Origin of the sequence: Parasedimentitalea psychrophila (assembly GCF_030285785.1) — a bacterium.
Taxonomy (GTDB): Bacteria; Pseudomonadota; Alphaproteobacteria; order Rhodobacterales; family Rhodobacteraceae; genus Parasedimentitalea; species Parasedimentitalea psychrophila.
On record NZ_CP127247.1, the window covers coordinates 3,488,664 to 3,512,577 of the forward strand.

The following is a 23,914-nucleotide window of genomic DNA, read 5'->3' on the forward strand; positions in this document are numbered from 1 at the left end:
CGCGTGCCGTGAAGATACCGGGCCCAGACCCAGATCCCGCAGGGTCAACTGTTGCCGCATTCGGTAGCGGAGGCGGCAGGTGGCGTCGGCGTCGGCTGGTGTTGCGCCTGTTGGGCTGGGCTTTGGCGCTGCTCTGCGCGGTGCTGGCGGGCACCATCTATTTTGGTCTTGGCCGCCGGTTCGACGCGCCTGAATGGCTGCGCCTGCGGGTTGAGGCGCGGATTGAGCGCAGCCTGGGCGGGATGCAGATCGAATTTGGCCAGATCTATATGGTGGTCAATCATGGCTGGCGGCCCAGAGTGGGGCTGCGGGATGTCAGTCTGCGCCAGGCGGATGGCACGGTGATGGCGCAGTTGTCGGATGCACAGGTTTCCTTGGCGATGCGGCCGCTGCTGTTGGGGCAGGTGCAGCCCAAGCGGATCAGCATCAGCGGGTTGTTTGCCACCCTGCGGCGAGACGCAAGCGGTGAGGTGGCGCTGAGCCTGTCCCGGGGCGAGGCGCCATTGCGCCAGGCGGCAGGGCTGCCGCAATTGATCGAGCAATTTGACAGCCTGCTGATGCTGCCTGCCTTGGCGGCTTTGGTTGAGATTGAGACCGAGGCCCTGACCCTGCAATATGAAGACCTCCGGCAGGACCGGGCCTGGACCCTCGATGGCGGCCATATGCGGTTACGGCGCGAGAGTCAGGATCTTGAAATTGCCGGCGGCTTCTCTGTTCTGAGCGGCCGTGATTATGCCAGTACGGTCGAGGCCAGTTACAGCTCGGTGATTGGTGACCCGGCGGCGGAGTTTGGCATTTTGGTCCGTGAGGTTGCCAGCGAGGATATCGCCTTGCAGAGCCCAGCACTGGGCTGGTTGCAGGTGCTGCGGGCGCCGATCTCGGGATCCTTGCGCGGCGGCATCGGCAGTGACGGGGCGATTTTGCCGTTTTCCTCCAGCCTGGTGATCGGCACCGGGGTTTTGCAGCCGACGGACCAGACCCTGCCGATCCCGTTCCAGGGCGCCAGCCTTTATGTCACCTATGCGCCGGAAACTCAGATCCTTAGCTTTGATGAATTGACGGTGAACAGCGGCTGGGGCTCTGGGACCATGGTGGGGCAGGCGCATCTCAGCGGCGTCGAGACGGGCCAGCTGACCGATCTGGTCGGGCAGTTGAAATTTTCCGACCTGCGGCTGAATCCCAAAAACATGTATGACGCGCCGCTGGAGCTGACCGGGGTGAGTGCTGATCTCAAGGTGGGGTATAACCCGTTTCGACTGCGTCTGGGCGAGATGCTGATCGAGGATGGCGACAGCACTATTCTGCTCAGCGGTGAATTGCGCGCCGGGGGCGAGGGCTGGGACTATGATCTGACCGGCCATGTGGACCAGGTGGATGTGGAGCGGGTCAAGCAGTTGTGGCCGCAAGCGGCGCCTCCAAAACCGCGCAAATGGGTGCGCGAGAACCTGTGGCAGGGCACTGCGCGGGATGTCAATCTGGCGCTGCGCGGGCGGGGCGGCAAAAAGCCATTTGTGTCTCTTAACCTTGGGTTTGAGAATGGCGTGGTGCAGTTTCAAAAGAACCTGCCGCCGCTGCGCAATGCATCAGGCCAGTTCAGCATCTATGGCAAGCGCCTGGTGGCGATGGCGACCGCAGGCACGGTGACGGCGGATCAGGGCGGCGAGATCGATGTCGCCGGCACCTCGTTCATTATCCCCGATATGTCGGTCAAGAAGGGCGGGCCGGGGATTGCCCGGGTGGTGGCCTCGGGGCCGGTCACGGCTGTGTTATCCCTGTTGAACCGGCCACCGTTATCGGTGCTGAAGAACAGCAATTTGCCGGTGGATCTGGCCTCGGGGCTGGTGCGGGTGGCCGGAACCCTGTCGCTGCCACTGAAAGAGAAAGTTCCGGTTGAAGAAATCACCTATCATTACCGGGGGCAGATTGAGCAGTTGCGCAGCACTGTCCTGGTGCCGGGGCATGATCTGACAGCGCCGCGGCTGGAGCTGAGCGGCGATCATCATGGCGTTGAGATCCAGGGCGATGGCTTGATGTCCGGGGTGCCGGTCACGGCGTCTTGGCGGATGGCGCTTGGCAAAGGGGTGTCAAAGGCAAGCCGGGTCGAGGGCACGGTGGAGCTGTCGCAGGCTGCGGTCGATGCGTTCAATCTGGGGCTTCCGGCGGGCACCATCAGCGGTCAGGCAAGGGGGGCATTTTCGGTCGATCTTGCCCCCGAGACAGCGCCCATACTGTCGCTGCACTCAGATCTGGCCGGCGCCGGGCTGCGCATCCCATCGCTGGGCTGGTCGATGGGCGCTGCGGCCACGGGGGAGCTAAAGCTCACGGCGCAATTGGGCAAAACTGCTCAGGTGGACCAGCTGTCATTGACCGCGCCGGGCCTGGCGGTGGCAGGCACGATCAGCACCAAGGACGGCGGCGGGCTGGATCGCGCCCGGTTTAGTGAGGTGACAGTGGGCAACTGGCTGCGCGGTTCAGCTGAGTTGGTGGGACGGGGCGACGCCGGGCCTGCGGTCAATGTGACCAGCGGTGTGCTGGATATGCGCCATATGCCGTTTTCCGGCGCAAGTGGGGCAACGGGCGGCGGCGGCGGCAGTGGCCCGATCAGCCTGAAGCTGGACCGGTTGCAGGTGACCGATAGCTTTGCGCTGCATGGGTTTCGCGGAGACTTCTCAACCCAAGGCGGCTTCAACGGCCAATTCAGTGGCGCCTTGAATGGGCAGACGGTGATCCAGGGGCAGGTGGTGCCGAAAAGCGGCGGTGTGGCCACCCGGCTCCGTTCGGCCAATGCGGGCGGCGTGTTCCGCTCGGCGGGGGTTTTGCATCATGGCCGGGGCGGTGATTTTGATATGACCCTGACCCCCTCAAACACCCAAGGTGAATATGATGGCCGCCTGAAGGTGCAGAATATCCGGGTCAAAGACGCGCCGGCCATTGCCGCTTTGATCAATTCCATAAGTCTGGTGGGCCTGTTCGATGAGTTGACCGGGCAGGGGATACTGTTCACTGAGGTCGATGCACGGTTCCGCCTTGGGGCCTCGCATCTGGTGGTGCATGAAAGCAGCGCGGTGGGGCCCTCAATGGGGCTGTCGATGGATGGCAACTATGATCTGCTGACCGGGGTGCTGAACATGCGCGGGGTGCTGTCGCCGATCTATATGCTGAATGCCATTGGCCGGGTTTTCACCCGCAAGGGAGAAGGGTTGATCGGCTTTGCCTTTACCCTGCGCGGCACGGCGGACGCGCCTCAGGTCAAGGTGAACCCGTTGTCAGGGCTGGCACCGGGGATGCTGCGTGAGATTTTTCGCGGCCAGGCGCCAACCATACCGGGGCAGGTTGAGCCCGCACAACCGGAACCCGGTGACGGCTTGACGCCAGCCCAACGTGCAAGCGAAGACCGTTAGGCCGCACGTTAGGCTTCAGTGGCAATCAAATATGGCCAAGCGGCTGAGAACATCCTATAGCGCGGGCATGAAACTGAGTGATTTTGATTTTGAGCTCCCCGAGGAGCTGATTGCCACCCGGCCTGCCAACCCCCGCAGCTCGGCGCGGCTGCTGGTGGCCGATGGCGATGTGATCCATGATGGCACGGTCACCGATCTGGCGCATTGGCTGCAGTCCGGCGACCGGCTGGTGTTGAATGACACCAAGGTGATCCCGGCGCGTCTCAGCGGGCGGCGCCATCGCAACAGCGCCCAGGGGGCCGTTGCCGCCAAGATCGAAGTGACCTTGCTAGAGCCGCGGGCCGATGGCTGTTGGAGCGCCTTGCTGAAGCCGCTGAAGAAGATCAAGATCGGCGAAGACATTGTGTTCGGCGATGGGTTCAGCGCCACGCTTGAGGCAATCGCCGATGGTCAGGGTCGGTTGCGGTTCAATGTGGCGGGCGATGATTTTGATGCCGCGTTAGCCCATGCCGGGGCGATGCCGCTGCCGCCTTATATTGCGGCCAAACGCCCGGCGGATGCGCAGGACAAACAGGATTATCAAACGGTCTGGGCGCGCCATTCCGGAGCGGTGGCGGCGCCCACCGCCAGCCTGCATTTTGATGACGCCCTGCTGGCGGCATTGGCAGCCAAGGGGGTAACGTTCACCCATGTCACCCTGCATGTGGGCGCGGGCACCTTTCTTCCGGTCAAGGTCGAAGAAGTGACCAGCCATAAAATGCACGCAGAATGGGGCCGGGTCAGCGCTGAGGCGGCGGCGGAGATCGCCGCAACCAAGGCGGCTGGAGGCCGGGTGATCCCGGTGGGCACCACAGCCCTGCGCCTGATCGAAAGCGCGGCGCGCGGCGGCGAGATCGCACCCTGGGAAGGCGACACCGATATTTTCATCTATCCCGGCTTCACCTTTCACGTGGCTGACGCGCTGATGACCAACTTTCACCTGCCCAAATCAACCCTGATGATGCTGGTCTCGGCACTGATTGGCCAGCAGCGGGTGCGGGCGATCTATGATCATGCGGTCACGGCTGAGTATCGGTTCTTTTCCTATGGCGATGCGTCGCTTTTGATCCCCGGATGACGGAAACCACGCAGACCGACGCATAATTCTCGGGGACAAGCGCGCAACTGAGAGGTTGTGCCCCATTAGGGCAGGCCGGATGGTACTGTCCCTAAACGAGAAGGAATATCGAAGATGTTTCAGGTTCTGTCGAGCGCGTGGGCGTTGTTGCTGGGAATGGGTTTGCTGATGGTCGGGAACGGCCTGCAGGGAACCTTGCTGGGAGTGCGGGGGGGAATCGAGGGCTTCTCGACGCTGCAGATGTCCTTTGTGATGTCGGCCTATTTTGTCGGGTTCCTGGGTGGGTCACGCATGACGCCAGAACTGATCCGGCGGGTTGGTCATGTGCGGGTGTTTGCGGCGCTGGCCTCGTTCATCTCGGCGGTGATGATCCTGTACCCGGCGTTCACCAATCCGATAGCCTGGAGCCTGGGACGGGCGTTGATCGGCTTTTGCTTTTCCGGTGTGTATGTCACCGCTGAAAGCTGGCTCAACAACGCTGCCGACAATCAAAACCGGGGCAAGGCGCTGTCGCTGTATATGATCGTGAATATGTTCGGAATCGTCTCGGCGCAGGGCCTGCTGCTGATTGGCGATCCGGCTGGCTATGAAATCTTCGTGCTGGCCTCGGTTTTGATTTCGGTTTCATTTGCACCTATTTTGCTGTCGATTTCACCAACGCCGGCCTTTGATACCGCTAAACCGATGAGCCTGCGCCGCTTGATGGAGGCGTCGCCGCTGGGCTGCGTTGGCATGTTCCTGTTGGGCGGCGTGTTTTCGGCCCAGTTCGGGATGAGCGCGGTTTATGCCGTCAAGGCTGGGCTGAGCCTGGCTGAGGTTTCGACCTTTGTGGCGACGTTTTATGTCGGCGCAGTGTTGCTTCAGTACCCGATAGGATGGATGTCAGATCGCATGGACCGCCGTGTCCTGGTGTTGTTTGTCGCGGCATTTGCCTCGGGTGGGTCGGTCCTGGCCATCGTCTTTGGTGGTTATTTCTGGATGTTGCTGATGGCGGCCTTCCTGGTTGGCGGTTTGGCAAACCCGCTGTATTCGCTGCTGATTGCCCATACCAACGACTATCTGGACCATGATGATATGGCGGCGGCCTCGGGGGGGTTGGTGTTTATCAACGGTCTGGGGGCGATTGCCGGGCCGTTGATCATTGGCGGGCTGATGAGCGACACCGTGTTCGGGCCTGCGGGATTTTTCATCTTCATGGCGGTGCTGTTGGCGGCTCTGGCGATCTATGCCGGCTATCGTATCACGCAGCGTCCCGCGATCCCGGTAGAAGACACCGGTTCCATGGCTCCGATGTGGCCAGCCGGTTCGCCGGTCATGGTTGAACTGGCCCAGGAATACGCAATCGAAACGGAGCTGGAAGAGCAGGATGCAGCCCAGGGTTAAGGATGATTGCGCAAACTCGCCGAAACTTTGCCGGGACTTTCACAAAATGGTCACACATGTTGCAAAATGTTACCGTAACAGGCTTGTAAATTGGGTGCAAAATAGACTGACTATAAAGGCAGGCAAAAATTGGAGTATGACCCATGGTTGGTCCCGATGAGGTTCTGGAGTTCTGGCTCGATGAAGCTGGACCGAAGAGCTGGTATTTACAGGACGCGGCGTTTGACGCTGAGATAAGAAACCGGTTTGAAGAGGCTTGGGAGGGGCTGTGCGAGGGGAAATTCTCCATGTGGCTGACCTATCCCACCGGGGCGCTGGCCTATCTCATCTTATCAGATCAGTTTCCGCGCAATATGTTCCGTGGCTCTGGCACCGCCTTTGCCAGCGACAAGCGGGCGCTGGCCGCCGCCAAGGCCGCGATCAGCAAGAAATGGGACATGAAGATCGACGAGCCGGCCCGGCAGTTCTTTTATCTGCCACTGATGCATTCCGAAAACCTCTGTGATCAGGACCGCTGTGTGCGGCTGATGAAGGATCGGATGCCGGTTGAAGGCCCCTCAAACATGTTGCACGCCCGCGCCCACCGCGAAGTGATCCGGTTGTTTGGGCGGTTCCCATACCGCAACGAAGCACTGGAGCGCAGCAGTACCCAGCCGGAGATGAACTATGTCATCGCGGGCGGTTATGGTGAAACCGTGCGCTTGTTGCAGGCCGCAGGCTAAGGCTATCAGTACGGCGGTGGTTGGCAGCTGGTCAGTTGGCCCAAGTGCCCGACCAGTTCGCTGGCTGCCGTCTGCGCCGCGATCTGAATAATGTCACCGGGCAATTGACGCAGCTCTGACATCTCGTGCTGAAGCGCTGTCAGGCGCTGGTCCAGTGCGTCCAACTGGCCGCTCACCGCCAGTTCAGGGCGGCTGGTGATGTCACTGCGCAGCCCGGCGATTTCAAGCCGCAGGCCTTCGATGCGGTGCTGAACCGGGGCAACCTGAGCGATCGCATCAGTGAGTTTTGCGGTCACGTCCTGGACCGACGACATCAGCATCCAGCCCAAAAACAGACAGAGCGCCAGCAGCAATAGCGTGGCATTGATCATGGCCTTGAACAGGTCCAGAATGGTTTTTGTCATGGCAGTGGCCTTTGCTTTGAATATGCGCCGCGGGAAATGGACAGTGTGTTTATGACACATGGTTTCAGACCCGGGGGTAAAATGCTATTGAGAACCGCGAAAAACAGCGGCCGGGCGCAGCGCGGCACTGAATGATTGCAGTCAGAAAAAGAATAGTTTAATGGTGAACTAGTTTTTTAACCGCAGTGCTGAGGGAATTACAATGGCTACCAAATCCTTTGATCTGATCGTTATCGGCGCCGGACCGGGGGGCTATGTTGCGGCCATCCGCGGCGCCCAGCTGGGGCTGAAGGTTGCCGTCGTGGAGCGGGAACACCTGGGCGGCATCTGCCTGAACTGGGGCTGTATCCCAACCAAGGCGCTGTTGCGCAGCTCGGAAGTGTTCCACCTGATGCACCGGGCCAAAGAGTTTGGCCTGAAAGTGGACAACATCGGCTATGACATTGATGCGGTTGTCAAACGCTCACGCGGGGTGGCCAAGCAGCTGTCCGGCGGCGTTGGCCATTTGCTGAAGAAGAATAAAGTCACCGTCATTATGGGCGCCGCGACGATCCCGGCCAAGGGTAAGGTCAGCGTTAAAACCGACAAGGGTGGTGAGGAACTAACGGCCAAGAATATCATTATCGCCACTGGCGCGCGGGCTCGTGAATTGCCGGGCCTGGAGGCGGATGGCGATCTGGTCTGGACCTATAAGCACGCGTTGAACCCACCGCATATGCCGAAGAAACTGCTGGTGATCGGCTCGGGCGCGATTGGCATCGAATTCGCCAGTTTCTATAATACGCTGGGCGCTGACACCACTGTGGTTGAGGTGATGGACCGGGTGCTGCCGGTTGAGGACGTCGAGATTTCAGCCTTTGCCAAGAAGGCCTTTGTAAAGCAGGGCATGAAGATCATGGAGAAAGCCATGGTCAAGCAGCTGGATCGTGGCAAGGGCACCGTCACCGCGCATATCGAAGTGGGCGGCAAGATCTTGAAGCAGGAGTTTGACACGGTGATCTCGGCTGTGGGCATCGTCGGCAATGTTGAGGGTCTTGGGCTGGAGGCTTTGGGCGTCAAGATCGACCGCACCCATGTTGTGACGGATGAATTCTGCCGCACCGGCATCGACGGGCTCTATGCGATTGGCGACATCGCCGGCGCCCCTTGGCTGGCGCACAAAGCTTCGCACGAGGGCGTCATGGTTGCCGATCTGATCGCCGGTAAACACGCGCATCCGGTGAAACCCGAAACCATCGCAGGCTGCACCTATTGTCATCCGCAGGTGGCCAGCGTCGGCTATACCGAGGCCAAGGCCAAGGAATTGGGCTATGACATCAAGGTTGGCCGTTTTCCGTTCATGGCCAATGGCAAGGCGATCGCATTGGGAGAGCCGGAGGGGCTGGTGAAGACCATATTTGACGCCAAAACCGGCGAATTGCTGGGCGCGCATATGGTCGGGGCCGAGGTGACAGAGATGATCCAGGGCTATGTGATCGGCCGCCAGTTGGAAACCACCGAGGAAGACCTGATGAACACGGTGTTCCCGCATCCGACGCTGTCCGAGATGATGCATGAAAGCGTGCTGGACGCCTTTGACCGGGTGATTCACATGTAACCGTGGGTCCATTGTGATTTTGAATGCCCTCGGCCTGGCCGGGGGTATTTTTTTGACCTGGCCGCAGACGCATTCTCTATACTCGGCGCGGCGATTGTGGTCCTGTGGCGGCAACAACCGGAGGGAACAATGCCCAGTCTCAATCGCATTGCCATGGGCAAGTCCAGTCGCGGCATGATCCGTCAACTGGGGCCCAAAAAGCTGCAGGTGGCCGAGATCTCGGGCAAATGGGGGCAGATGTTCGATTTCGCTTCGTATCAGCAGTTTCGCTACCCCGAGTATGACATCTGTCAGGGCCCGGTTTGCGGCGACGATGGCAGGCCGCAGAAGTTTGACCTGGTGCTGGCCAATCAGGTTTGGGAGCATCTGGACCGGCCTTATGCCGCGACCAAGAACGTTCGCAGGATGTTGCGGCGGGGCGGGCATTTCTGGCTGGCGGTGCCGTTTCACATACCCTTCCATGCCGCCCCCAATGATTGTTCGCGCTGGTCGGCGCGGGGGCTGACCAACCTGCTGATTGAATGCGGATTTGAGCCGGAGGCGATCCGGGCCGAGCAATGGGGCAACCGCAATGCGGCACTGCGCAATCTGGAGGCTAACTGGCCGCCAGAATACGATGAATCGACTGACCCGCTGGACAATGATCCTGACATGCCGGTCTGCGCCTGGGCCATTGCCCAGAAAACCTGAGAACGCGCGACCAACCTGTGCAAAGTCCCACAGCTAATGCGCTGGTCGGTGGCGGCGCTTTTGGTTACTGCTGGCGGAACCAAGACTTGCGGAGGGATCGTCCCGGCGCAGGAGCAAAGGCATATCAATGACATCTTCTGACAGTACCCGCTGGGGGCTGATCCTGGTGATCTGGGCGGCGGGCCTGGGGGCGGCGGCGCAATATGGCAAGATCTCTGTGGTGTTTGACCGGATGGCCGAGCTGTACCCGCTGGCCGGCGGATCCATCGGCTTTACGGTGTCGCTGGTTGGGCTGTTGGGGATCCTGTTTGGCGTGGTGGCCGGCATGTTTGTCGCGGGGTTTGGTTATCGCCGCACCCTGGTCTGGGCCCTGTGGATCGGCGCTCTGATGTCCGCCTTGCAGGCGTTGCACCTGCCATTTCCCGCCTTTCTGGCCACCCGCGTTATTGAGGGCCTGTCGCATCTGGGGCTGGTGGTGGCCGGGCCGACGCTGATTGCACAGGTCGCCAGCGACAAATCCCGAGGTCTGGCGATGACTTTGTGGAGCACATTTTTTGGAGTGGCCTTTACCCTGCTGGCCTGGCTGGGGCTGCCGCTAGTAGATCAGTTTGGGGTGTTGTCTCTGTTTGGCGCCCATGCTGCTATTATGGCTGGATTGGCGATCCTGCTGACCGTGGCGCTGCGCAATGTGCCAGTGCCAGAGCGACAGCCGGTGCCGCAACTGGCAAGGCTGCCGGCGTTGCACTGGCAGATCTATCGCTCATCCCACAGGGTTGCACCGGCGGCGGGATGGCTGTTCTACACCGCGTGTTTTGTGGCAATCCTGACGGTGATACCGCCGTTTATCGACGAAAACCTGCGCGGATTTGTGCTGGGGGCGATGCCATTGACCAGTATTGCGGTGTCGATGACCCTGGGTGTCTTTCTGCTGCGCTATCTGGCGGCGGTGCGTCTGGTGCAGATCGGCTTTGCTCTCTGCGCGCTGATCGGGGTCTGGTTGCTGCTGGTGCCGGGGTCGCCGATGGCCTGCATTGCACTGGCGGGCGCGATGGGGCTGGTGCAGGGCGGCAGCTTTTCCATGGTGCCGCAGCTGAACGAAACCGCGGCGGACCGGGCGCAGGCCAGCGGCGCGATGGCGCAGGCGGGCAATCTGGGCAATACCATCGGCACTCCGCTGATGGTCACGGCATTGTCATTGGCCGGTTACGCCGGCATGCTGGCCACTGTTGTGGCACTGTTTGTTGGTGGCTTTGTGGTGCATGGCCTATTGGCAATGCGCCGCCGATATTAAAATGTTCGCTGAACGTTCCTATTTTCCGGTTGGAAAGCGGAACGGTTTTGCCTATGTCTAAGAGGTCTTCTGGGGGGCATTATGGCTGAACTGAATTTCATCGAAGTGCGCGGCGCGCGCGAGCACAATCTAAAGAATATTGACGTGGATATTCCGCGCAATCAGCTGGTGGTGATCACCGGCCTGTCCGGCTCGGGTAAATCCAGTCTGGCGTTTGACACCATCTATGCCGAAGGCCAGCGCCGCTATGTGGAATCCTTAAGCGCCTATGCCCGGCAATTCCTTGATATGATGGAAAAACCGGATGTGGACCATATCAGTGGTCTCAGCCCGGCGATCTCGATTGAGCAAAAGACCACCAGCAAGAACCCCCGCTCTACCGTCGGCACCGTGACCGAGATTTACGATTATCTGCGGCTGCTGTTTGCCCGCGCCGGCACCCCCTATAGCCCCACAACCGGGTTGCCGATCGAGGCGCAGCAGGTGCAGGATATGGTCGACCGGGTCATGGCGCTGGAGGAGGGCACCCGCGGTTATCTGCTGGCACCCATCGTGCGCGACCGCAAAGGCGAGTACCGCAAAGACTTTCTTGAGCTGCGAAAACAGGGCTTTCAGCGGGTCAAAGTGGACGGCGAGTTTTATGAGCTGGACGCGCCGCCGACACTGGACAAGAAATACCGCCATGACATCGACGTGGTTGTGGACCGGTTGGTGGTGCGGGAAGGGTTAGAGACACGGCTGGCGGATAGTCTGCGCACGGCGCTGGATCTGGCCGATGGCATCGCCATTCTGGAAACCCTTGGCGATGCCCCCGAGCGGATCACATTCTCGGAAAAATTTGCCTGCCCGGTCAGCGGTTTCACCATTTCCGAGATCGAGCCGCGACTGTTCTCGTTCAACGCGCCGTTTGGCGCCTGCCCGGACTGTGACGGGTTGGGGGTTGAGCTGTTCTTTGACGAGCGCCTTGTGGTGCCGGACCAGACGCTAAAGATCTATGACGGAGCGCTGGCGCCCTGGCGCAAGGGCAAGTCGCCCTATTTCCTGCAAACAATCGAGGCCATCGCCAAGCATTACGAGTTCGACAAGAACACCTCTTGGAAGGACCTGTCGCCCAAGGTGCAGAACGTGTTCCTGCGCGGGTCGGGCGACGAGGAAATCATGTTCCGCTATGATGATTCCGGCCGGGTCTATCAGATCGAGCGGGTGTTTGAGGGGGTGATCCCCAATATGGAGCGTCGCTATCGCGAGACCGACAGCAATTGGATCCGCGAAGAATTTGAACGCTATCAGAACAACCGGCCCTGTGGCGGCTGCAACGGCTATCGCCTGCGCGAAGAAGCATTGGCGGTGAAAATTGCCGGCGATCATGCCGGGCAGGTGGTGCAGAAATCGATCCGAGAGGCGCTGGCCTGGATTGAGGATGTGCCCAACCATCTGAGCGTGCAGAAGCAGGAAATCGCCCGTGCTATCGTCAAGGAAATCCGCGAACGGCTGGGCTTTCTGAACAACGTCGGCCTGGAATACCTGTCGCTTAGTCGTAATTCGGGTACTCTGTCGGGTGGCGAAAGCCAGCGCATTCGTCTGGCCAGCCAGATCGGCTCAGGCCTTACGGGCGTGCTCTATGTGCTGGACGAGCCCTCAATCGGGTTGCACCAGCGCGACAATGACCGGCTGCTGGACACGCTGAAAAACCTGCGTGATCAAGGCAATACGGTGATTGTGGTAGAACACGACGAAGAGGCGATCCGCGAGGCGGACTATGTCTTTGATATCGGTCCCGGCGCTGGTGTGCATGGCGGTCAGGTGGTCAGTCATGGCACTCCGGCTGAGATGATTGCCGACCCGGCCTCGATCACCGGGCAATATCTGGCCGGAACCCGCGAAATTGAGGTGCCGGGCAAACGGCGCAAGGGCAACAAGAAAAAGATCAAGGTGGTCAAGGCGAGCGGCAACAATCTGAAAGATGTCACCGCTGAATTCCCGCTGGGGAAATTCGTCTGTGTCACTGGGGTGTCGGGCGGTGGTAAATCGACCCTGACCATTGAAACCCTGTTCAAAACCGCCTCGATGCGGTTGAACGGGGCGCGGCAAACTCCGGCCCCTTGTGAAACCATCAAGGGGCTGGAGCATCTGGACAAGGTGATCGACATTGATCAGCGCCCCATTGGGCGCACGCCGCGCTCCAATCCGGCGACATATACCGGCGCCTTCACCCCGATCCGCGACTGGTTTGCCGGCCTGCCCGAGTCCAAGACACGCGGCTATAAACCGGGGCGGTTCAGTTTCAACGTCAAGGGCGGCCGCTGCGAGGCCTGTCAGGGCGACGGGCTGATCAAGATCGAGATGCATTTCCTGCCCGACGTCTATGTCACCTGCGAAACCTGTCAGGGGGCGCGCTACAATCGCGAAACGCTGGAGATCAAGTTCAAGGGCAAGTCGATTGCTGATGTGCTGGATATGACGGTCGAAGACGCGCAGGGATTTTTCCAGGCGGTGCCGCCGATCCGCGATAAGATGGACGCGCTGAAACGGGTGGGGCTTGGCTATATCAAGGTCGGCCAGTCAGCGACGACGCTGTCGGGCGGTGAGGCGCAGCGGGTCAAGCTGTCCAAGGAGCTGGCCAAGAGGTCAACCGGCCGGACGCTGTATATTCTGGATGAACCCACCACTGGGTTGCATTTCGAGGACGTGCGCAAGCTGTTGGAAGTGCTGCATGAACTGGTGGATCAGGGCAACTCGGTTGTGGTGATTGAACATAATCTGGACGTGGTGAAGACCGCCGACTGGATCATCGATATTGGCCCCGAAGGTGGCGATGGCGGTGGTGAGATCGTGGCGGTTGGGACGCCGGAAAAAGTGGCCGAAGATCCGCGCAGCCATACCGGGCGCTACCTGAAGGCGATGCTGCAGCCCAAGAAGGTCGCGGCGGAATAAGCCGCGCCCAGTAGGTATGGTGGATCACCTTGTGAGAGAGGTGATCCCAAATGCCGTAACGAAAGACCCAGTCGTGCCGCTGCCCGGCAGTCGTTTGCTTGCAGACGATAAGAGGGGGGAGGCCACGCGGATTGGGGCTGTAACCAGGTGCGGGCCTCTGAAACAGAGGCCCGCTTGCCGATCGCTGTTAACTTTTAACTGTTGCGCCGCACACGGGCGGCGCTTTTGTCGGCAAAGGCCGCCAGACGGGCGCGCGCCTCGGGCTGGGTGTTCACCACACCGGCCACCACCGCCTCGGAATAGGCGGCATCCATCGCCGACATGTTTTGCATATGGCTGACCGCCGAACAGATGGCGAAATTCGACAGTGGCAGGTTCAAAGCTGCCTGGCGCGCAAGTTCCATCGCACGCTCCAGGCTGGAGCCCTCGACAATGTATTGCGCCAGTCCAAGGTCAACCGCCTCTTGTCCCTGATACACACGACCGGTCAGCATCATGTCGATCATCCGCGACTTGCCCACCAGATCGGTGACCCGGATGGTGGCACCACCGCCGGTGAACAATCCGCGCTGACCCTCGGGGAGGGCAAAATAGGCGGTTTGATCCATCACCCGGATATGGGCCGAGCTGGCCAGTTCCAGACCGCCGCCAACAACCGCGCCCTGCAGGGCGGCAATGATCGGCACACCGCCGTATTCCATCTTGTTGAAGGCTTCGTGCCAGCGCAGGCAGACATGCATGAAATCAGCCGGGCTGCGATCGGCGTCGTGATGTTCAATCAGGTCAAGCCCGGCGCAAAAGTGATCGCCTGCACCTGCCAGAACCACCGCCCGCACCCCGGCGCGCGGCGCGGTGGAGAAGAAATCAACCAGCTCTTCGATAGTGTCGGCATCCAGCGCGTTGCGTTTCTTGGGGCGGTTCAGCGTCACCACCCATACCCCGTCGTCATGTGCCTCAATGGAAAGGTTTTCAAAGCGGGAGAGGTCGATCTTCAGGGTCATGTTGGGATCCTTTTCAGCAGGTTAGAAGGGGGAGGCGGCAGCGTTCAAGCGGTTAAAGAACCAGCTCGAGCAGGCTGTCGGCACCCTCAATGATGCGGTCGCGCTGCGCCTCGGTATCGGGCAGCAGGTGATCGGCATAGAACCGGGCGGTGGCGATTTTGGCGGCCATGAAGGCGGGGTCACTGCCAGCCGATAGCGCCTTTTCTGCCACCAGGACTGAGCGGGCCAGTTGCCAACCCGCAATCAGGTTGCCAGCCAGCATCAGATAGGGAACGCCGCCAGAAAAGGCTGCGTTTGGGTGCTGTTTGCCGATATCAAGCAGATGATCCACAACACTCAGGAACGCAATGCGCGAGCGTGACAGTCGCGCCGCGATGGCCCGGGCACTGGCGGATCCCTGGCGCAGATCCTGTTCGGTCTGTTCGATCATTGCCGCAAGGCGCCGCGCCGTGGCACCACCGTCGCGCAGGGTTTTGCGGCCGATCAGATCGTTGGCCTGAATGGCGGTGGTGCCCTCATAGATTGGCAGAATACGGGCATCGCGGTAATGCTGCGCGGCGCCGGTTTCCTCGATAAAGCCCATGCCGCCGTGAACCTGTACCCCAGCCGATGCGACCTCGACGCTCATCTCGGTGCAGTAGCCTTTGACCAGCGGCACCAGAAACTCGTGCAGGGCCACGGCCTCGGCTCTGAGCTCGGGGGTGGCGCCGTGTTGGGCCAGATCCTGCCAGCCTGCGGTAAAGGCCGCCATGGCGCGACCGCCTTCGGTCACCGCCCGCATCCGCGCCAACATGCGGCGCACGTCGGGGTGGTTGACGATGGTGACGGCCTCGCGAGAGGAGCCATCAACGGGGCGGCCCTGAATGCGCTCTTTTGCATAGGCCAGCGCTGCTTGCGTGGCGCGTTCGGCGATTGCTACCCCCTGCAACCCGACAGCATAACGTGCCGCATTCATCATCTTGAACATATAGCCCAGACCGGCGTTTTCCTCGCCGATCAGAAAACCTGTCGCGCCTTCGAATTCCAGCACGGCGGTGGGGCTGGCCTTGATGCCCAGCTTGTGTTCGATGCTTTGGCAGCGCACGGCGTTGCGGTTGCCCAGCGAGCCATCCGCGTTCACCATGAATTTCGGCACCAGAAACAGGCTGATACCTTTGACACCCGCAGGCGCATCCGCGGTACGCGCCAACACCAGGTGAATGGTGTTCTGCGACATGTCATGTTCGCCGTAGGTGATGAAAATCTTGGTGCCGGTGATTTGATACGCGCCGTCATCCTGCCGCTCGGCGCGGCTGCGCAGCAGCGCCAGATCGCTGCCCGCCTGAGGCTCGGTCAGGTTCATGGTGCCGGACCATTCACCGGATATCAGCTTGGCCAGATAGGTGTCTTTTGTTTCAGTCGAGGCGACCGTCAGCAGCGCCTCAATTGCGCCGTCGGTCAACAGCGGGCACAGCGCAAAGCTCATGTTGGCGGCGTTCAGAATCTCGGTGGCGGCGGCGCCGACAACCCGTGGCAGGCCCTGTCCGCCATATTGTTCCGGGTGCGGCAGGCTTTGCCAGCCCATATCGACAAACTGCCCATAGGCAGTGTCAAACCCAGGTGGCATGATCACTTTGCCATCCGCAAACTGCGATCCAACCTCATCACCCGGCGCATTCAGCGGCGCGATTTCTTCGGCGCAGAACCGTCCCAGTTCCGACAGGACCGCGGCGACATCGTCCAGATCCAGTGTCCCGAAAGCGGGCAGGGCATTGACCTCGGCCCACCCCGAGAGGTGCTCAATATTGAAAAGCATGTCTTTGATAGGGGCCTCAAAAGTCATTGGCTGACCTCCTTCACTGGATTTGCTATTTGAGCCAGATATACCAAGGTCTACCGGCTGGCTATCTCTCTTACAGACGCAAAACTTGCAAAAAGTGACAATTCTTGCAACACAGTTGCTGTTATGATTTCTGAAAATCCGATCCCGATCCTGCCCACCGTCTCCCGCGCTTTTCTTGAGGATTGGCTGGCGGCGCTGCGTCTATACTGTCCGCCGCCGCAACTGGCAGGTTTTCTGGATCAGATCGGGCTGGCCAGCACCGTGCAGCCGCATGCGCGGGTGACTCATGATCAGATCGTGCGATTGTATCAGCTGGTTGCGGTTGAAACCGGGGATGAGATGATGGGCCTGTGGAGCCGCACGGTGCGCACCGGCGCGCTCAAGCATCTTTGTGCATCGATGCGCGGCGCGTCATCGCTTTCGGCGGCGCTGTTCCGGTTTTCCTCGTTCTGGAACCTTTTGCTGGATGACTACGCCGTTGTGCTCGAGACTGAGGCGAATGCGCTGCGGCTGCTGCTGGTGCCGCGCGGGTGTCAGGATGTTCAACGGTTTGGTCACATGCTGCTGTTGAAGCTGGCACATGGAATTGCCTGCTGGCTTACCGGGCGCGAACTGCCGCTGCGCGATGTCAGCTTTGTTTTTGAGCGCCCCGATTTCGCGGGGGACTATCCCATTCTCTTTCCGGCGCCGATCCGCTTTGGCCAGGCGCAATCCTCTATCACCTTTGACGGGGTGTTGGGCAGCCTGCCGGTGTCCCGCGATGAGGGAGAGATGCAGGATTTCCTGATCCGGGCACCGCGGGATTGGATTTTCACCAGCTCTCGCGAACACGCCTTGCCGCTGCGGGTGCGCGAGTTGCTACTGCTGTCTGACCGGCTGGAGTATCATCTTGGCGATGCGGCGAGGGCGTTGAATTTGACCCCCCGCACCTTGATCCGGCGGCTGGATGTGGACAGCACATCCTTTCAGGGGATCAAGGACGGGCTGCGCCGGGACATTGCGCTGCGGGATTTATCCCATGGTAACAAGAGTATAGAGGCGATTTCGCAAGATATCGGCTTTGCTTCGGCGGCAAATTTCCACCGCGCCTTTAAGCGGTGGACGCGCACCACCCCGGGGGCCTATCGACGGCGCAACAGCCAAAAATGATCCGGCGCAGCGTTCATGCGACCACCGGAAACACATTGGTCTTTTTGACCACGCCGTAAACAAAACTGGTATCAATTGAGGCGATGCCACCAATGGGATGCAGGCGCTTGCGCACAAAATTCTCGTAATCGGCAAGATCCGCCACCACCACCCGCAGCAGGTAATCCGACATGCCGGTCATCACGAAACACTCCAGCACTTCGTCAACCTGCCGGATATTTTGCTCAAACTTCTGGACACAGTCTTCGGTGTGATGTTCCAGGGTGACCCGGACAAAGACCGTCACCGGCAACCCATAGGCGGCAGCATCAACTTCGACGCTGAAGCCTTTGATCGCGCTACTTTTTTCCAGCATCTTTAATCGACGCAGGCAGGGTGATGGAGACAAGTTGACCTCCGCCGAGAGGTCTTGATTCGTCATTCGGCCATTGCGTTGTAATGCCCGGATTATCTGGCGGTCTTTATGGTCCATTTGGCACTCCGTTAGCAGGATATGCCAAAATATAGATCAATAGTGGCAGTAATCGCAATATCTACTGCGGCGGATCGATCTAATCTTCTGTAAAGAATTCAGGAGAACCCCATGCGCAACCAATCCGACAGCTTTGCCACCCGTGCCATCCACCATGGCTATGATCCGATGGACAATGAGGGGTCGCTGACGCCGCCGCTGCATCTGACATCGACATTTGCATTTGAGACGGCCGAGGCCGGCGGTGAGATGTTCGGGGGCGAACGTGCAGGCCACATCTATTCGCGCATCTCCAACCCCACATGTGATCTGCTGGAGCGGCGCATTGCGGTGCTGGAAGGCGCCGAGGCCGGATTGGCGCTGGCCTCGGGGATGGGGGCGATCACCTCGACGATCTGGACATTGGTGGCCCCGGGTGACGAGGTGATCCTGGATAAGACGCTTTATGGCTGCACCTTTTCCTTTATGCAGCACGGGCTGGCCAAATTCGGTGTCACCGTCACCCATGTTGACCTGACCAACCCTAAGAACCTGCGCGACGCGATCAGTGCCAAGACCAAAGTGGTCTATTTTGAGACCCCGGCAAACCCGAATATGCGGCTGGTGGACATCCGGGCGATCTCGGATATTGCCCACGAAGGCGATGCCTATGTGGTTGTCGATAACACCTATGCGACCCCCTATCTGACCCGGCCAATCGAACTTGGTGCCGATCTGGCGCTGCATTCCGCCACCAAATATCTTGGCGGTCACGGCGATGTTATTGCGGGCCTGCTGGTTGGCAGCTCTGAGCTGATCCAGCAAATCCGGCTCTATGGCATGAAGGACATGACGGGGGCTGTGATGGCGCCGTTCAATGCAATGCTGGTGCTGCGCGGCTTGAAGACACTGGAACTGCGCATGGACCGGCACTGCTCCAGCGCCCAGACAATTGCCGAAATGCTAGAGGCAGCGCCGGGGGTGGTAAAAGTCTGGTATCCCGGCCTGGCCAGTTTTGAACAGTACGATCTGGCGCAGCGCCAGATGTCCCAGTCCGGCGGCATGATTGCCTTTGAGCTTGAGGGCGGACTGGAGGCAGGCCGGGCGATGATGAACAGGCTGCAACTGATCACCCGGGCGGTGTCGCTGGGCGATGCGGAAACATTGATCCAGCACCCGGCCAGCATGACACATTCCACCTATACACCCGAAGAACGCGCGGTGCATGGTATCAGCGAAGGGCTGGTACGGCTGTCTGTCGGCCTGGAAGGTGTCGATGATATCTTGGCCGACCTGCGCCAAGCATTGCCGCAATCTTCAATGATCAAAGCAGCTTGACGGGGGATCCTCATATGCTTGACCACAAGACCCATCTGAAAATCATTGAACAACGGCTGCTGTGGCTGTCGCATTGGATGATCCACAACGCCAATCACATCCGGCCCAAGAGTGGCGAGATCAAGATCGGTGGCCATCAGGCCTCGTCGGCCTCGATGGTGTCGATCATGACGGCGCTCTATTTTTCGGCGCTGCGCCCCGAGGACCGGGTGGCGGTAAAGCCGCATGCCTCGCCGGTGTTTCATGCCATTCAATATCTGATGGGCAACCTGTCGCGCGAAAAGATGGAGAACTTTCGCGGCTTTGGCGGGGTGCAAAGCTATCCGTCGCGGACCAAGGATATTGACGATGTGGATTTCTCCACTGGCTCTGTCGGGCTGGGCGTTGCGATCACCTCTTTTGCCTCGATTGTGCAGGATTACATTCAGGCCAAATCCTGGGGGCAGGATCAGACACTTGGCCGGATGATTGCCCTGGTGGGTGACGCCGAACTGGACGAGGGCAATATCTACGAAGCCCTGCAGGAGGGCTGGAAAAACGATCTGCGCAATTGCTGGTGGATCATCGACTACAACCGCCAGTCGCTGGACGGGGTGGTGCGCGAAGGCTTGTTCCAGCGGGTCGAGCAGATCTTTGACGCCTTTGGCTGGGATGTCGTGCGGGTCAAATACGGTCTTTTGCAACGCGCCGCATTTGAGGAACCGGGCGGCGAAAAATTGCGGCAATGGATCGACGATTGCCCCAACCAGCTGTACTCGGCGCTGACCTATATGGGCGGTGCTGTCTGGCGGGACCGGTTGTTGGAAACTCTGGGTGATCAGGGCGATGTCACCGCCTTGATCGCGCGCCGCAGCGATGACGATCTGGCGGCGTTGATGGAAAACCTTGGCGGCAACTGTGTGCAGACCATGGCCGAGACTTTTGCCGCCATTGATCATGATCGCCCGGTTTGTTTTTTGGCCTATACGGTCAAGGGCTGGGGCACGCCGATTGCCGGCCACAAGGACAACCACGGCGGCTTGATGAACAAGAGCCAAATGGCAGATTGGCAAACGCGCATGGGTGTTGCGCCGGGGCAGGAGTGGGAAAAGTTCGCCACCGTTGCCGACCCTGCGGCGTTGCAGGATTTTTGTGATCAGACCGCGTTCTTTGCCAAAGGTGCGCGTCGCTACCACGATGATATCATTGAGGTGCCGAGTATTGAGCTGACCCCTGGCAGGGACATCTCGACCCAGATGGCTTTTGGTAAAATTCTCGATGATCTGTCAAAGGGCGACAGCCTGCTGGCCGAGCGGATTGTAACCACATCGCCCGATGTCACCGGCACCACCAATCTGGGCCCCTGGGTGAACCGGCGCAAACTGTTCGCCCGCACCCATCAGGCCGATACCTTCAGGGCCGAGAATATCCCGTCCACCGCAAAATGGGAATTTGCCCCCAACGGCCAGCATATTGAGCTGGGCATCGCCGAGATGAACCTGTTTTTGCTGCTGGCGGCGGCTGGCTTGTCCCATTCGGTGTTTGGCAAACGGCTGATCCCAATTGGCACCGTCTATGACCCGTTTATCGCCCGTGGCCTCGATGCGCTGAACTATGCCTGCTATCAGGATGCACGGTTTATGATCGTTGGTACTCCGTCCGGTGTGACACTGGCCCCCGAAGGCGGTGCGCACCAATCCATTGGCACGCCGTTGATTGGCATGTCGCAAGATGGGTTGGCGGCGTTTGAACCTGCCTTTGCAGACGAGCTGGCCGTGATCATGCAATGGGCCTTTGGCTATTTGCAAAAAGACGGTGAAAGCGACCCGGATGAGCGCACATGGCTGCGCGATGAAACCGGCGGTTCTGTCTATCTTCGCCTGACCACCAACCCGATTGAGCAACCCGGAAAACGGGTTGATGAGGCGTTTCGGCAGGGGGCAATAGACGGCGCATATTGGCTGCGCAAACCCGGCGCCAATTGCGAGATTGTGATCGCCTATCAAGGAGCCGTCGCCCCCGAAGCGATCAAGGCTGCTGGCATCATCGGCGAGGGCCGTCGCGATGTCGGGGTTTTGGCGGTGACATCCGCCGACCGGCTGAACGCGGGCTGGACGGCGGCACAACGGGCGCGCTCAAACGGCAATGCCTCGGCGTGTTCGCATGTGGAGACGCTGCTGAAAGATCTGCCGCGTCATTGCAAGCTGATCACGGTGATTGACGGCCACCCGGCAACGCTGTCCTGGCTGGGCTCGGTGCAGGGTCATCAGACGGTGCCGCATGGGGTTGAACACTTTGGCCAGACCGGCACGGTGGCTGAGCTCTACGCGCATTTCCGCATTGATGCGCAGACGTTGGTCCGCTCGGTTGCTGGATTGACCCAGGGGCGGACCATTGCCTCTCTTTCAGCCGCGTCCTGAATGCGCCATTTTCCGGCAGGTTGGTCAGGCGCTGCTGCGTATGATCAGCTCGCCGGAAAACTGGCAAAGCGCCCCGGCGCCGTGATTGCCTTGCAGCACCTGAACAAGCGCTTCGGCCATTGCGGTGATGGGTTGGCGGTAGGTGGTCAGCCTATAGTGTGGGCTGCTGGCCTGCGGAACATCGTCAAAGCCGATGACAGCAATGTCCTCGGGCACCCGCAACCCGCATTTGTGTTTGATCGCGTCAACCGCGCCCATAGCCAGAGCATCGTTCTCGCAGACGATGATATCCGGCAGATCTGCGGCTTGTTGTGTGCTCAGATGGTCTGCGAGCTGATCATAGGCGAGCCGCTGATCATAGGCTGGCACCGCGATAAAATCCGGTTTGACCCCGTATTCCTGATGCCAGCGGCTGAAAAATGTTTCTTTGCGCATCAAATGCGCCGTTGAGGTCTGGGGGCCGGCCAGGAAAAACGGGCGGCGGTAGCCTTTTTGTATAACATAATCAGCGACCGTCGACATCGCGATCTGGTCGTCGCAGCAGATTGAAATGGTGTCTGGGTTCTCGGAAAACCGCGCGAATACAATCAGTTTCCGCACCCGGCGCGCCCCTAGTGCTGTTGCCAGACCCTTGTCATCATACCGGCTGCCGATCAAAATGGCGGCATCGACACGACGTTGGCTGGCGTTCAGCAATGCCGACGAGGGGTCACTTTCGTTCAGGGTGTTGACGAGCAGAGTATCCCAACCGCCTTGGCGCAGAATGCGGGTGAGCCGTTCCAGCATCACCAGTTTATGCGGATTGGAAAAGTCGTCGATCAGCAACGCCACCAGATTGCTTTTGTCCGACGCCAGGCTGGCGGCAAGCAGGTCGGGCACATAGCCCAGCTGCTTGGCGGCCAACATGACTTTCTCGCGGCTTTTGGCGGAAATGGAGGCTTTCTGCTTATAGGCGCGGTTGACCGTCCAGCGTGAAACCCCTGCCAGCGCGGCAACATCGTCAGCGGTTACGGTTTCGGGCCTCTGTTCATCGGGCGTGTCGGTCATCAAGTCCTCCTGAGGCGACGTTAATGGCAAAGCGCGCGGCTCACCAGTCGGTTCTTGCACCCGGGTGCACAATTGCATTGCACGCGCGTGCAAGAGTGGATTATCTGGTTTCAATCACAGAATCAGGAGGCGTAAATCGTGCTTAAAGTAGGACTTCTTGGGGCCGGTCGCATTGCCGGTGTGCATGCCACGGCCATTAGCTCTCACCCCGATAGTCAATTGATTGCGGTCTCGGATGTCTTCGCCGAAAACGCCGAGAAACTGGCGGCTGAATACGGCGCCGAGGTGCGCAGCTCGGAGGAGATCATCGCCGATCCTTCGATTGATGCCGTATTGATCGCCACCTCGACCGACACACATTCGGGACTGATCGAAGCCGCCACCGCAGCAGGCAAGGCTGTGTTGTGCGAAAAACCGGTTGATCTGAGCCTGCAGCGGGCGCAGGCCTGTCAAAAGGCGGCCGCTGCCACCGGCCAACCGGTGATGATCGGATTTAACCGTCGCTTTGATCCGAATTTTGACGCCCTGAAAGCCGCTGTGGATGCTGGTGAAATTGGCAAGCCCGAGCTGCTGTCGATCACCTCGTTTGACCCGGCGCCGCCGCCGGTCAGCTATATCAAGGTTTCGGGTGGTTTGTTCCGCGACATGATGGTGCATGATTTCGACATGGCGAATTTCATCATGGGCGATGCGCCGGTGACGGTGACCGCAGTTGGCAGTTCAATTGTTGATCCGGCGATCGGTGAAGCTGGCGATGTGGATACGGCAGTGGTGACGCTGACCTATGCCGATGGTCGGATTGCCGTCATCAAGAACTCGCGCCGCGCCGTCTTTGGCTACGACCAGCGGGTTGAACTGCTGGGCTCCGAGGGGCTGCTTCAAGTGCAGAATGTGCTGGAAAATACGATTGTCAAATCGACGGCGGCGGGGGTGAGTAGTGCCAAGCCGACATATTTCTTCCTGGAACGCTACATGGCGGCTTACAGGGCTGAATGGGCGGCATTTGTTGCGGCAATCACATCAGGGTCGCCGATGCCGGTGACCCTGGATGATGGCGTCGCAGCACTGGCAATGGCCGAAGCCGCGACAAAATCCGCGCAGACGGGGCAACCGGTCAGGCTTGCCGAGGTTCTGTAATTTTTGAGGCTGGGCGCATACACGCCCGGCC

At 59.8% G+C, this 23,914-nt stretch carries 17 protein-coding genes; 12 read left to right on the plus strand and 5 right to left on the minus strand.

What is annotated here, in order from left to right; genetic code table 11:
* The first annotated feature begins 98 nt into the window (after positions 1–98).
* The 4 genes from QPJ95_RS17020 to QPJ95_RS17035 all read left to right on the plus strand — a co-directional run bounded on the left by QPJ95_RS17020 (position 99) and on the right by QPJ95_RS17035 (position 6,623).
* Positions 99–3,401 carry a YhdP family protein gene (locus tag QPJ95_RS17020; protein WP_270919551.1) on the plus strand — a complete coding sequence of 1,101 codons (3,303 nt, stop codon included), beginning with the start codon at positions 99–101 and terminating at the stop codon, positions 3,399–3,401.
* Between the two features lie 67 nt (positions 3,402–3,468).
* On the plus strand, positions 3,469–4,518 hold the full coding sequence (gene queA / locus QPJ95_RS17025) for a tRNA preQ1(34) S-adenosylmethionine ribosyltransferase-isomerase QueA (protein ID WP_270919585.1): 1,050 nt from the start codon (positions 3,469–3,471) through the stop codon (positions 4,516–4,518).
* Positions 4,519–4,632: 114 nt separating this feature from the next.
* Positions 4,633–5,901 (plus strand): MFS transporter, encoded by a 1,269-nt coding sequence (locus QPJ95_RS17030; RefSeq protein WP_270919550.1) that lies wholly within the window; start codon positions 4,633–4,635, stop codon positions 5,899–5,901.
* Between the two features lie 143 nt (positions 5,902–6,044).
* Positions 6,045–6,623 carry a DUF924 family protein gene (locus QPJ95_RS17035; protein ID WP_270919549.1) on the plus strand — a complete coding sequence of 193 codons (579 nt, stop codon included), beginning with the start codon at positions 6,045–6,047 and terminating at the stop codon, positions 6,621–6,623.
* Positions 6,624–6,628: 5 nt separating this feature from the next.
* On the opposite strand, the gene QPJ95_RS17040 is transcribed toward QPJ95_RS17035, so the two are convergent.
* Positions 6,629–7,027 carry a hypothetical protein gene (locus QPJ95_RS17040; RefSeq protein WP_270919548.1) on the minus strand — a complete coding sequence of 133 codons (399 nt, stop codon included), beginning with the start codon at positions 7,025–7,027 and terminating at the stop codon, positions 6,629–6,631.
* Between the two features lie 202 nt (positions 7,028–7,229).
* On the opposite strand from QPJ95_RS17040, the gene lpdA reads away from it, so the two are divergent.
* From lpdA to uvrA, 4 genes are all read left to right on the plus strand, one after another.
* Positions 7,230–8,624 (plus strand): dihydrolipoyl dehydrogenase, encoded by a 1,395-nt coding sequence (gene lpdA, locus QPJ95_RS17045; RefSeq protein ID WP_270919547.1) that lies wholly within the window; start codon positions 7,230–7,232, stop codon positions 8,622–8,624.
* Between the two features lie 129 nt (positions 8,625–8,753).
* Positions 8,754–9,314, plus strand: coding sequence for a class I SAM-dependent methyltransferase (locus QPJ95_RS17050; protein ID WP_270919546.1), 561 nt, complete (start codon positions 8,754–8,756; stop codon positions 9,312–9,314).
* A 127-nt stretch (positions 9,315–9,441) separates the two neighbouring features.
* Positions 9,442–10,605, plus strand: a complete 1,164-nt coding sequence (locus QPJ95_RS17055) for an MFS transporter (RefSeq protein WP_270919545.1) — start codon at positions 9,442–9,444, stop codon at positions 10,603–10,605.
* Between the two features lie 81 nt (positions 10,606–10,686).
* Positions 10,687–13,539 (plus strand): excinuclease ABC subunit UvrA, encoded by a 2,853-nt coding sequence (uvrA, locus tag QPJ95_RS17060; protein WP_270919544.1) that lies wholly within the window; start codon positions 10,687–10,689, stop codon positions 13,537–13,539.
* 194 nt (positions 13,540–13,733) lie between these two features.
* On the opposite strand, the gene QPJ95_RS17065 is transcribed toward uvrA, so the two are convergent.
* Both QPJ95_RS17065 and QPJ95_RS17070 read right to left on the minus strand, forming a co-directional pair.
* A complete protein-coding gene (locus tag QPJ95_RS17065) occupies positions 13,734–14,540 on the minus strand; it encodes a crotonase/enoyl-CoA hydratase family protein (RefSeq protein WP_270919543.1) in 807 nt (268 codons plus the stop codon).
* Positions 14,541–14,592: 52 nt separating this feature from the next.
* Positions 14,593–16,362: an acyl-CoA dehydrogenase gene (locus QPJ95_RS17070; protein ID WP_270919542.1), complete on the minus strand. Its 1,770-nt coding sequence runs from the start codon at positions 16,360–16,362 to the stop codon at positions 14,593–14,595.
* A gap of 123 nt (positions 16,363–16,485) precedes the next feature.
* Here QPJ95_RS17070 and QPJ95_RS17075 point away from each other — a divergent pair, with 123 nt between their 5' ends.
* Positions 16,486–17,511 (plus strand): AraC family transcriptional regulator, encoded by a 1,026-nt coding sequence (locus QPJ95_RS17075; protein WP_270919541.1) that lies wholly within the window; start codon positions 16,486–16,488, stop codon positions 17,509–17,511.
* Positions 17,512–17,524: 13 nt separating this feature from the next.
* Here QPJ95_RS17075 and QPJ95_RS17080 read toward each other — a convergent pair whose 3' ends face one another.
* The gene (locus tag QPJ95_RS17080) at positions 17,525–17,983 is read right to left on the minus strand and encodes an Lrp/AsnC family transcriptional regulator (protein ID WP_270919540.1); all 459 of its coding nucleotides are present in this window, start codon (positions 17,981–17,983) and stop codon (positions 17,525–17,527) included.
* Positions 17,984–18,094: 111 nt separating this feature from the next.
* Here QPJ95_RS17080 and QPJ95_RS17085 point away from each other — a divergent pair, with 111 nt between their 5' ends.
* Positions 18,095–19,300 (plus strand): methionine gamma-lyase, encoded by a 1,206-nt coding sequence (locus tag QPJ95_RS17085; protein ID WP_270919539.1) that lies wholly within the window; start codon positions 18,095–18,097, stop codon positions 19,298–19,300.
* Positions 19,301–19,314: 14 nt separating this feature from the next.
* Positions 19,315–21,699: a 1-deoxy-D-xylulose-5-phosphate synthase N-terminal domain-containing protein gene (locus QPJ95_RS17090; RefSeq protein ID WP_270919538.1), complete on the plus strand. Its 2,385-nt coding sequence runs from the start codon at positions 19,315–19,317 to the stop codon at positions 21,697–21,699.
* Between the two features lie 24 nt (positions 21,700–21,723).
* Here the strand turns inward: QPJ95_RS17090 and QPJ95_RS17095 are convergent, their stop codons facing one another.
* A complete protein-coding gene (locus QPJ95_RS17095; RefSeq protein WP_270919537.1) occupies positions 21,724–22,746 on the minus strand; it encodes a LacI family DNA-binding transcriptional regulator in 1,023 nt (340 codons plus the stop codon).
* A gap of 138 nt (positions 22,747–22,884) precedes the next feature.
* On the opposite strand from QPJ95_RS17095, the gene iolG reads away from it, so the two are divergent.
* Positions 22,885–23,883 carry an inositol 2-dehydrogenase gene (gene iolG / locus QPJ95_RS17100; protein WP_270919536.1) on the plus strand — a complete coding sequence of 333 codons (999 nt, stop codon included), beginning with the start codon at positions 22,885–22,887 and terminating at the stop codon, positions 23,881–23,883.
* The last annotated feature ends 31 nt before the right edge of the window (positions 23,884–23,914 follow it).

Excerpts from the sequence above, each read along its gene's own strand:
- QPJ95_RS17055 (WP_270919545.1), top strand. The coding sequence starts at position 9,442 with ATGACATCTTCTGACAGTACCCGCTGGGGGCTGATCCTGGTGATCTGG.
- queA (WP_270919585.1), top strand. The coding sequence starts at position 3,469 with ATGAAACTGAGTGATTTTGATTTTGAGCTCCCCGAGGAGCTGATTGCC.
- QPJ95_RS17075 (WP_270919541.1), top strand. The coding sequence starts at position 16,486 with ATGATTTCTGAAAATCCGATCCCGATCCTGCCCACCGTCTCCCGCGCT.
- uvrA (WP_270919544.1), top strand. The coding sequence starts at position 10,687 with ATGGCTGAACTGAATTTCATCGAAGTGCGCGGCGCGCGCGAGCACAAT.
- QPJ95_RS17035 (WP_270919549.1), top strand. The coding sequence starts at position 6,045 with ATGGTTGGTCCCGATGAGGTTCTGGAGTTCTGGCTCGATGAAGCTGGA.
- QPJ95_RS17030 (WP_270919550.1), top strand. The coding sequence starts at position 4,633 with ATGTTTCAGGTTCTGTCGAGCGCGTGGGCGTTGTTGCTGGGAATGGGT.
- QPJ95_RS17065 (WP_270919543.1), bottom strand. The coding sequence starts at position 14,540 with ATGACCCTGAAGATCGACCTCTCCCGCTTTGAAAACCTTTCCATTGAG.
- QPJ95_RS17070 (WP_270919542.1), bottom strand. The coding sequence starts at position 16,362 with ATGACTTTTGAGGCCCCTATCAAAGACATGCTTTTCAATATTGAGCAC.
- QPJ95_RS17040 (WP_270919548.1), bottom strand. The coding sequence starts at position 7,027 with ATGACAAAAACCATTCTGGACCTGTTCAAGGCCATGATCAATGCCACG.
- QPJ95_RS17080 (WP_270919540.1), bottom strand. The coding sequence starts at position 17,983 with ATGGACCATAAAGACCGCCAGATAATCCGGGCATTACAACGCAATGGC.
- lpdA (WP_270919547.1), top strand. The coding sequence starts at position 7,230 with ATGGCTACCAAATCCTTTGATCTGATCGTTATCGGCGCCGGACCGGGG.
- QPJ95_RS17090 (WP_270919538.1), top strand. The coding sequence starts at position 19,315 with ATGCTTGACCACAAGACCCATCTGAAAATCATTGAACAACGGCTGCTG.
- QPJ95_RS17050 (WP_270919546.1), top strand. The coding sequence starts at position 8,754 with ATGCCCAGTCTCAATCGCATTGCCATGGGCAAGTCCAGTCGCGGCATG.
- QPJ95_RS17095 (WP_270919537.1), bottom strand. The coding sequence starts at position 22,746 with ATGACCGACACGCCCGATGAACAGAGGCCCGAAACCGTAACCGCTGAC.
- QPJ95_RS17085 (WP_270919539.1), top strand. The coding sequence starts at position 18,095 with ATGCGCAACCAATCCGACAGCTTTGCCACCCGTGCCATCCACCATGGC.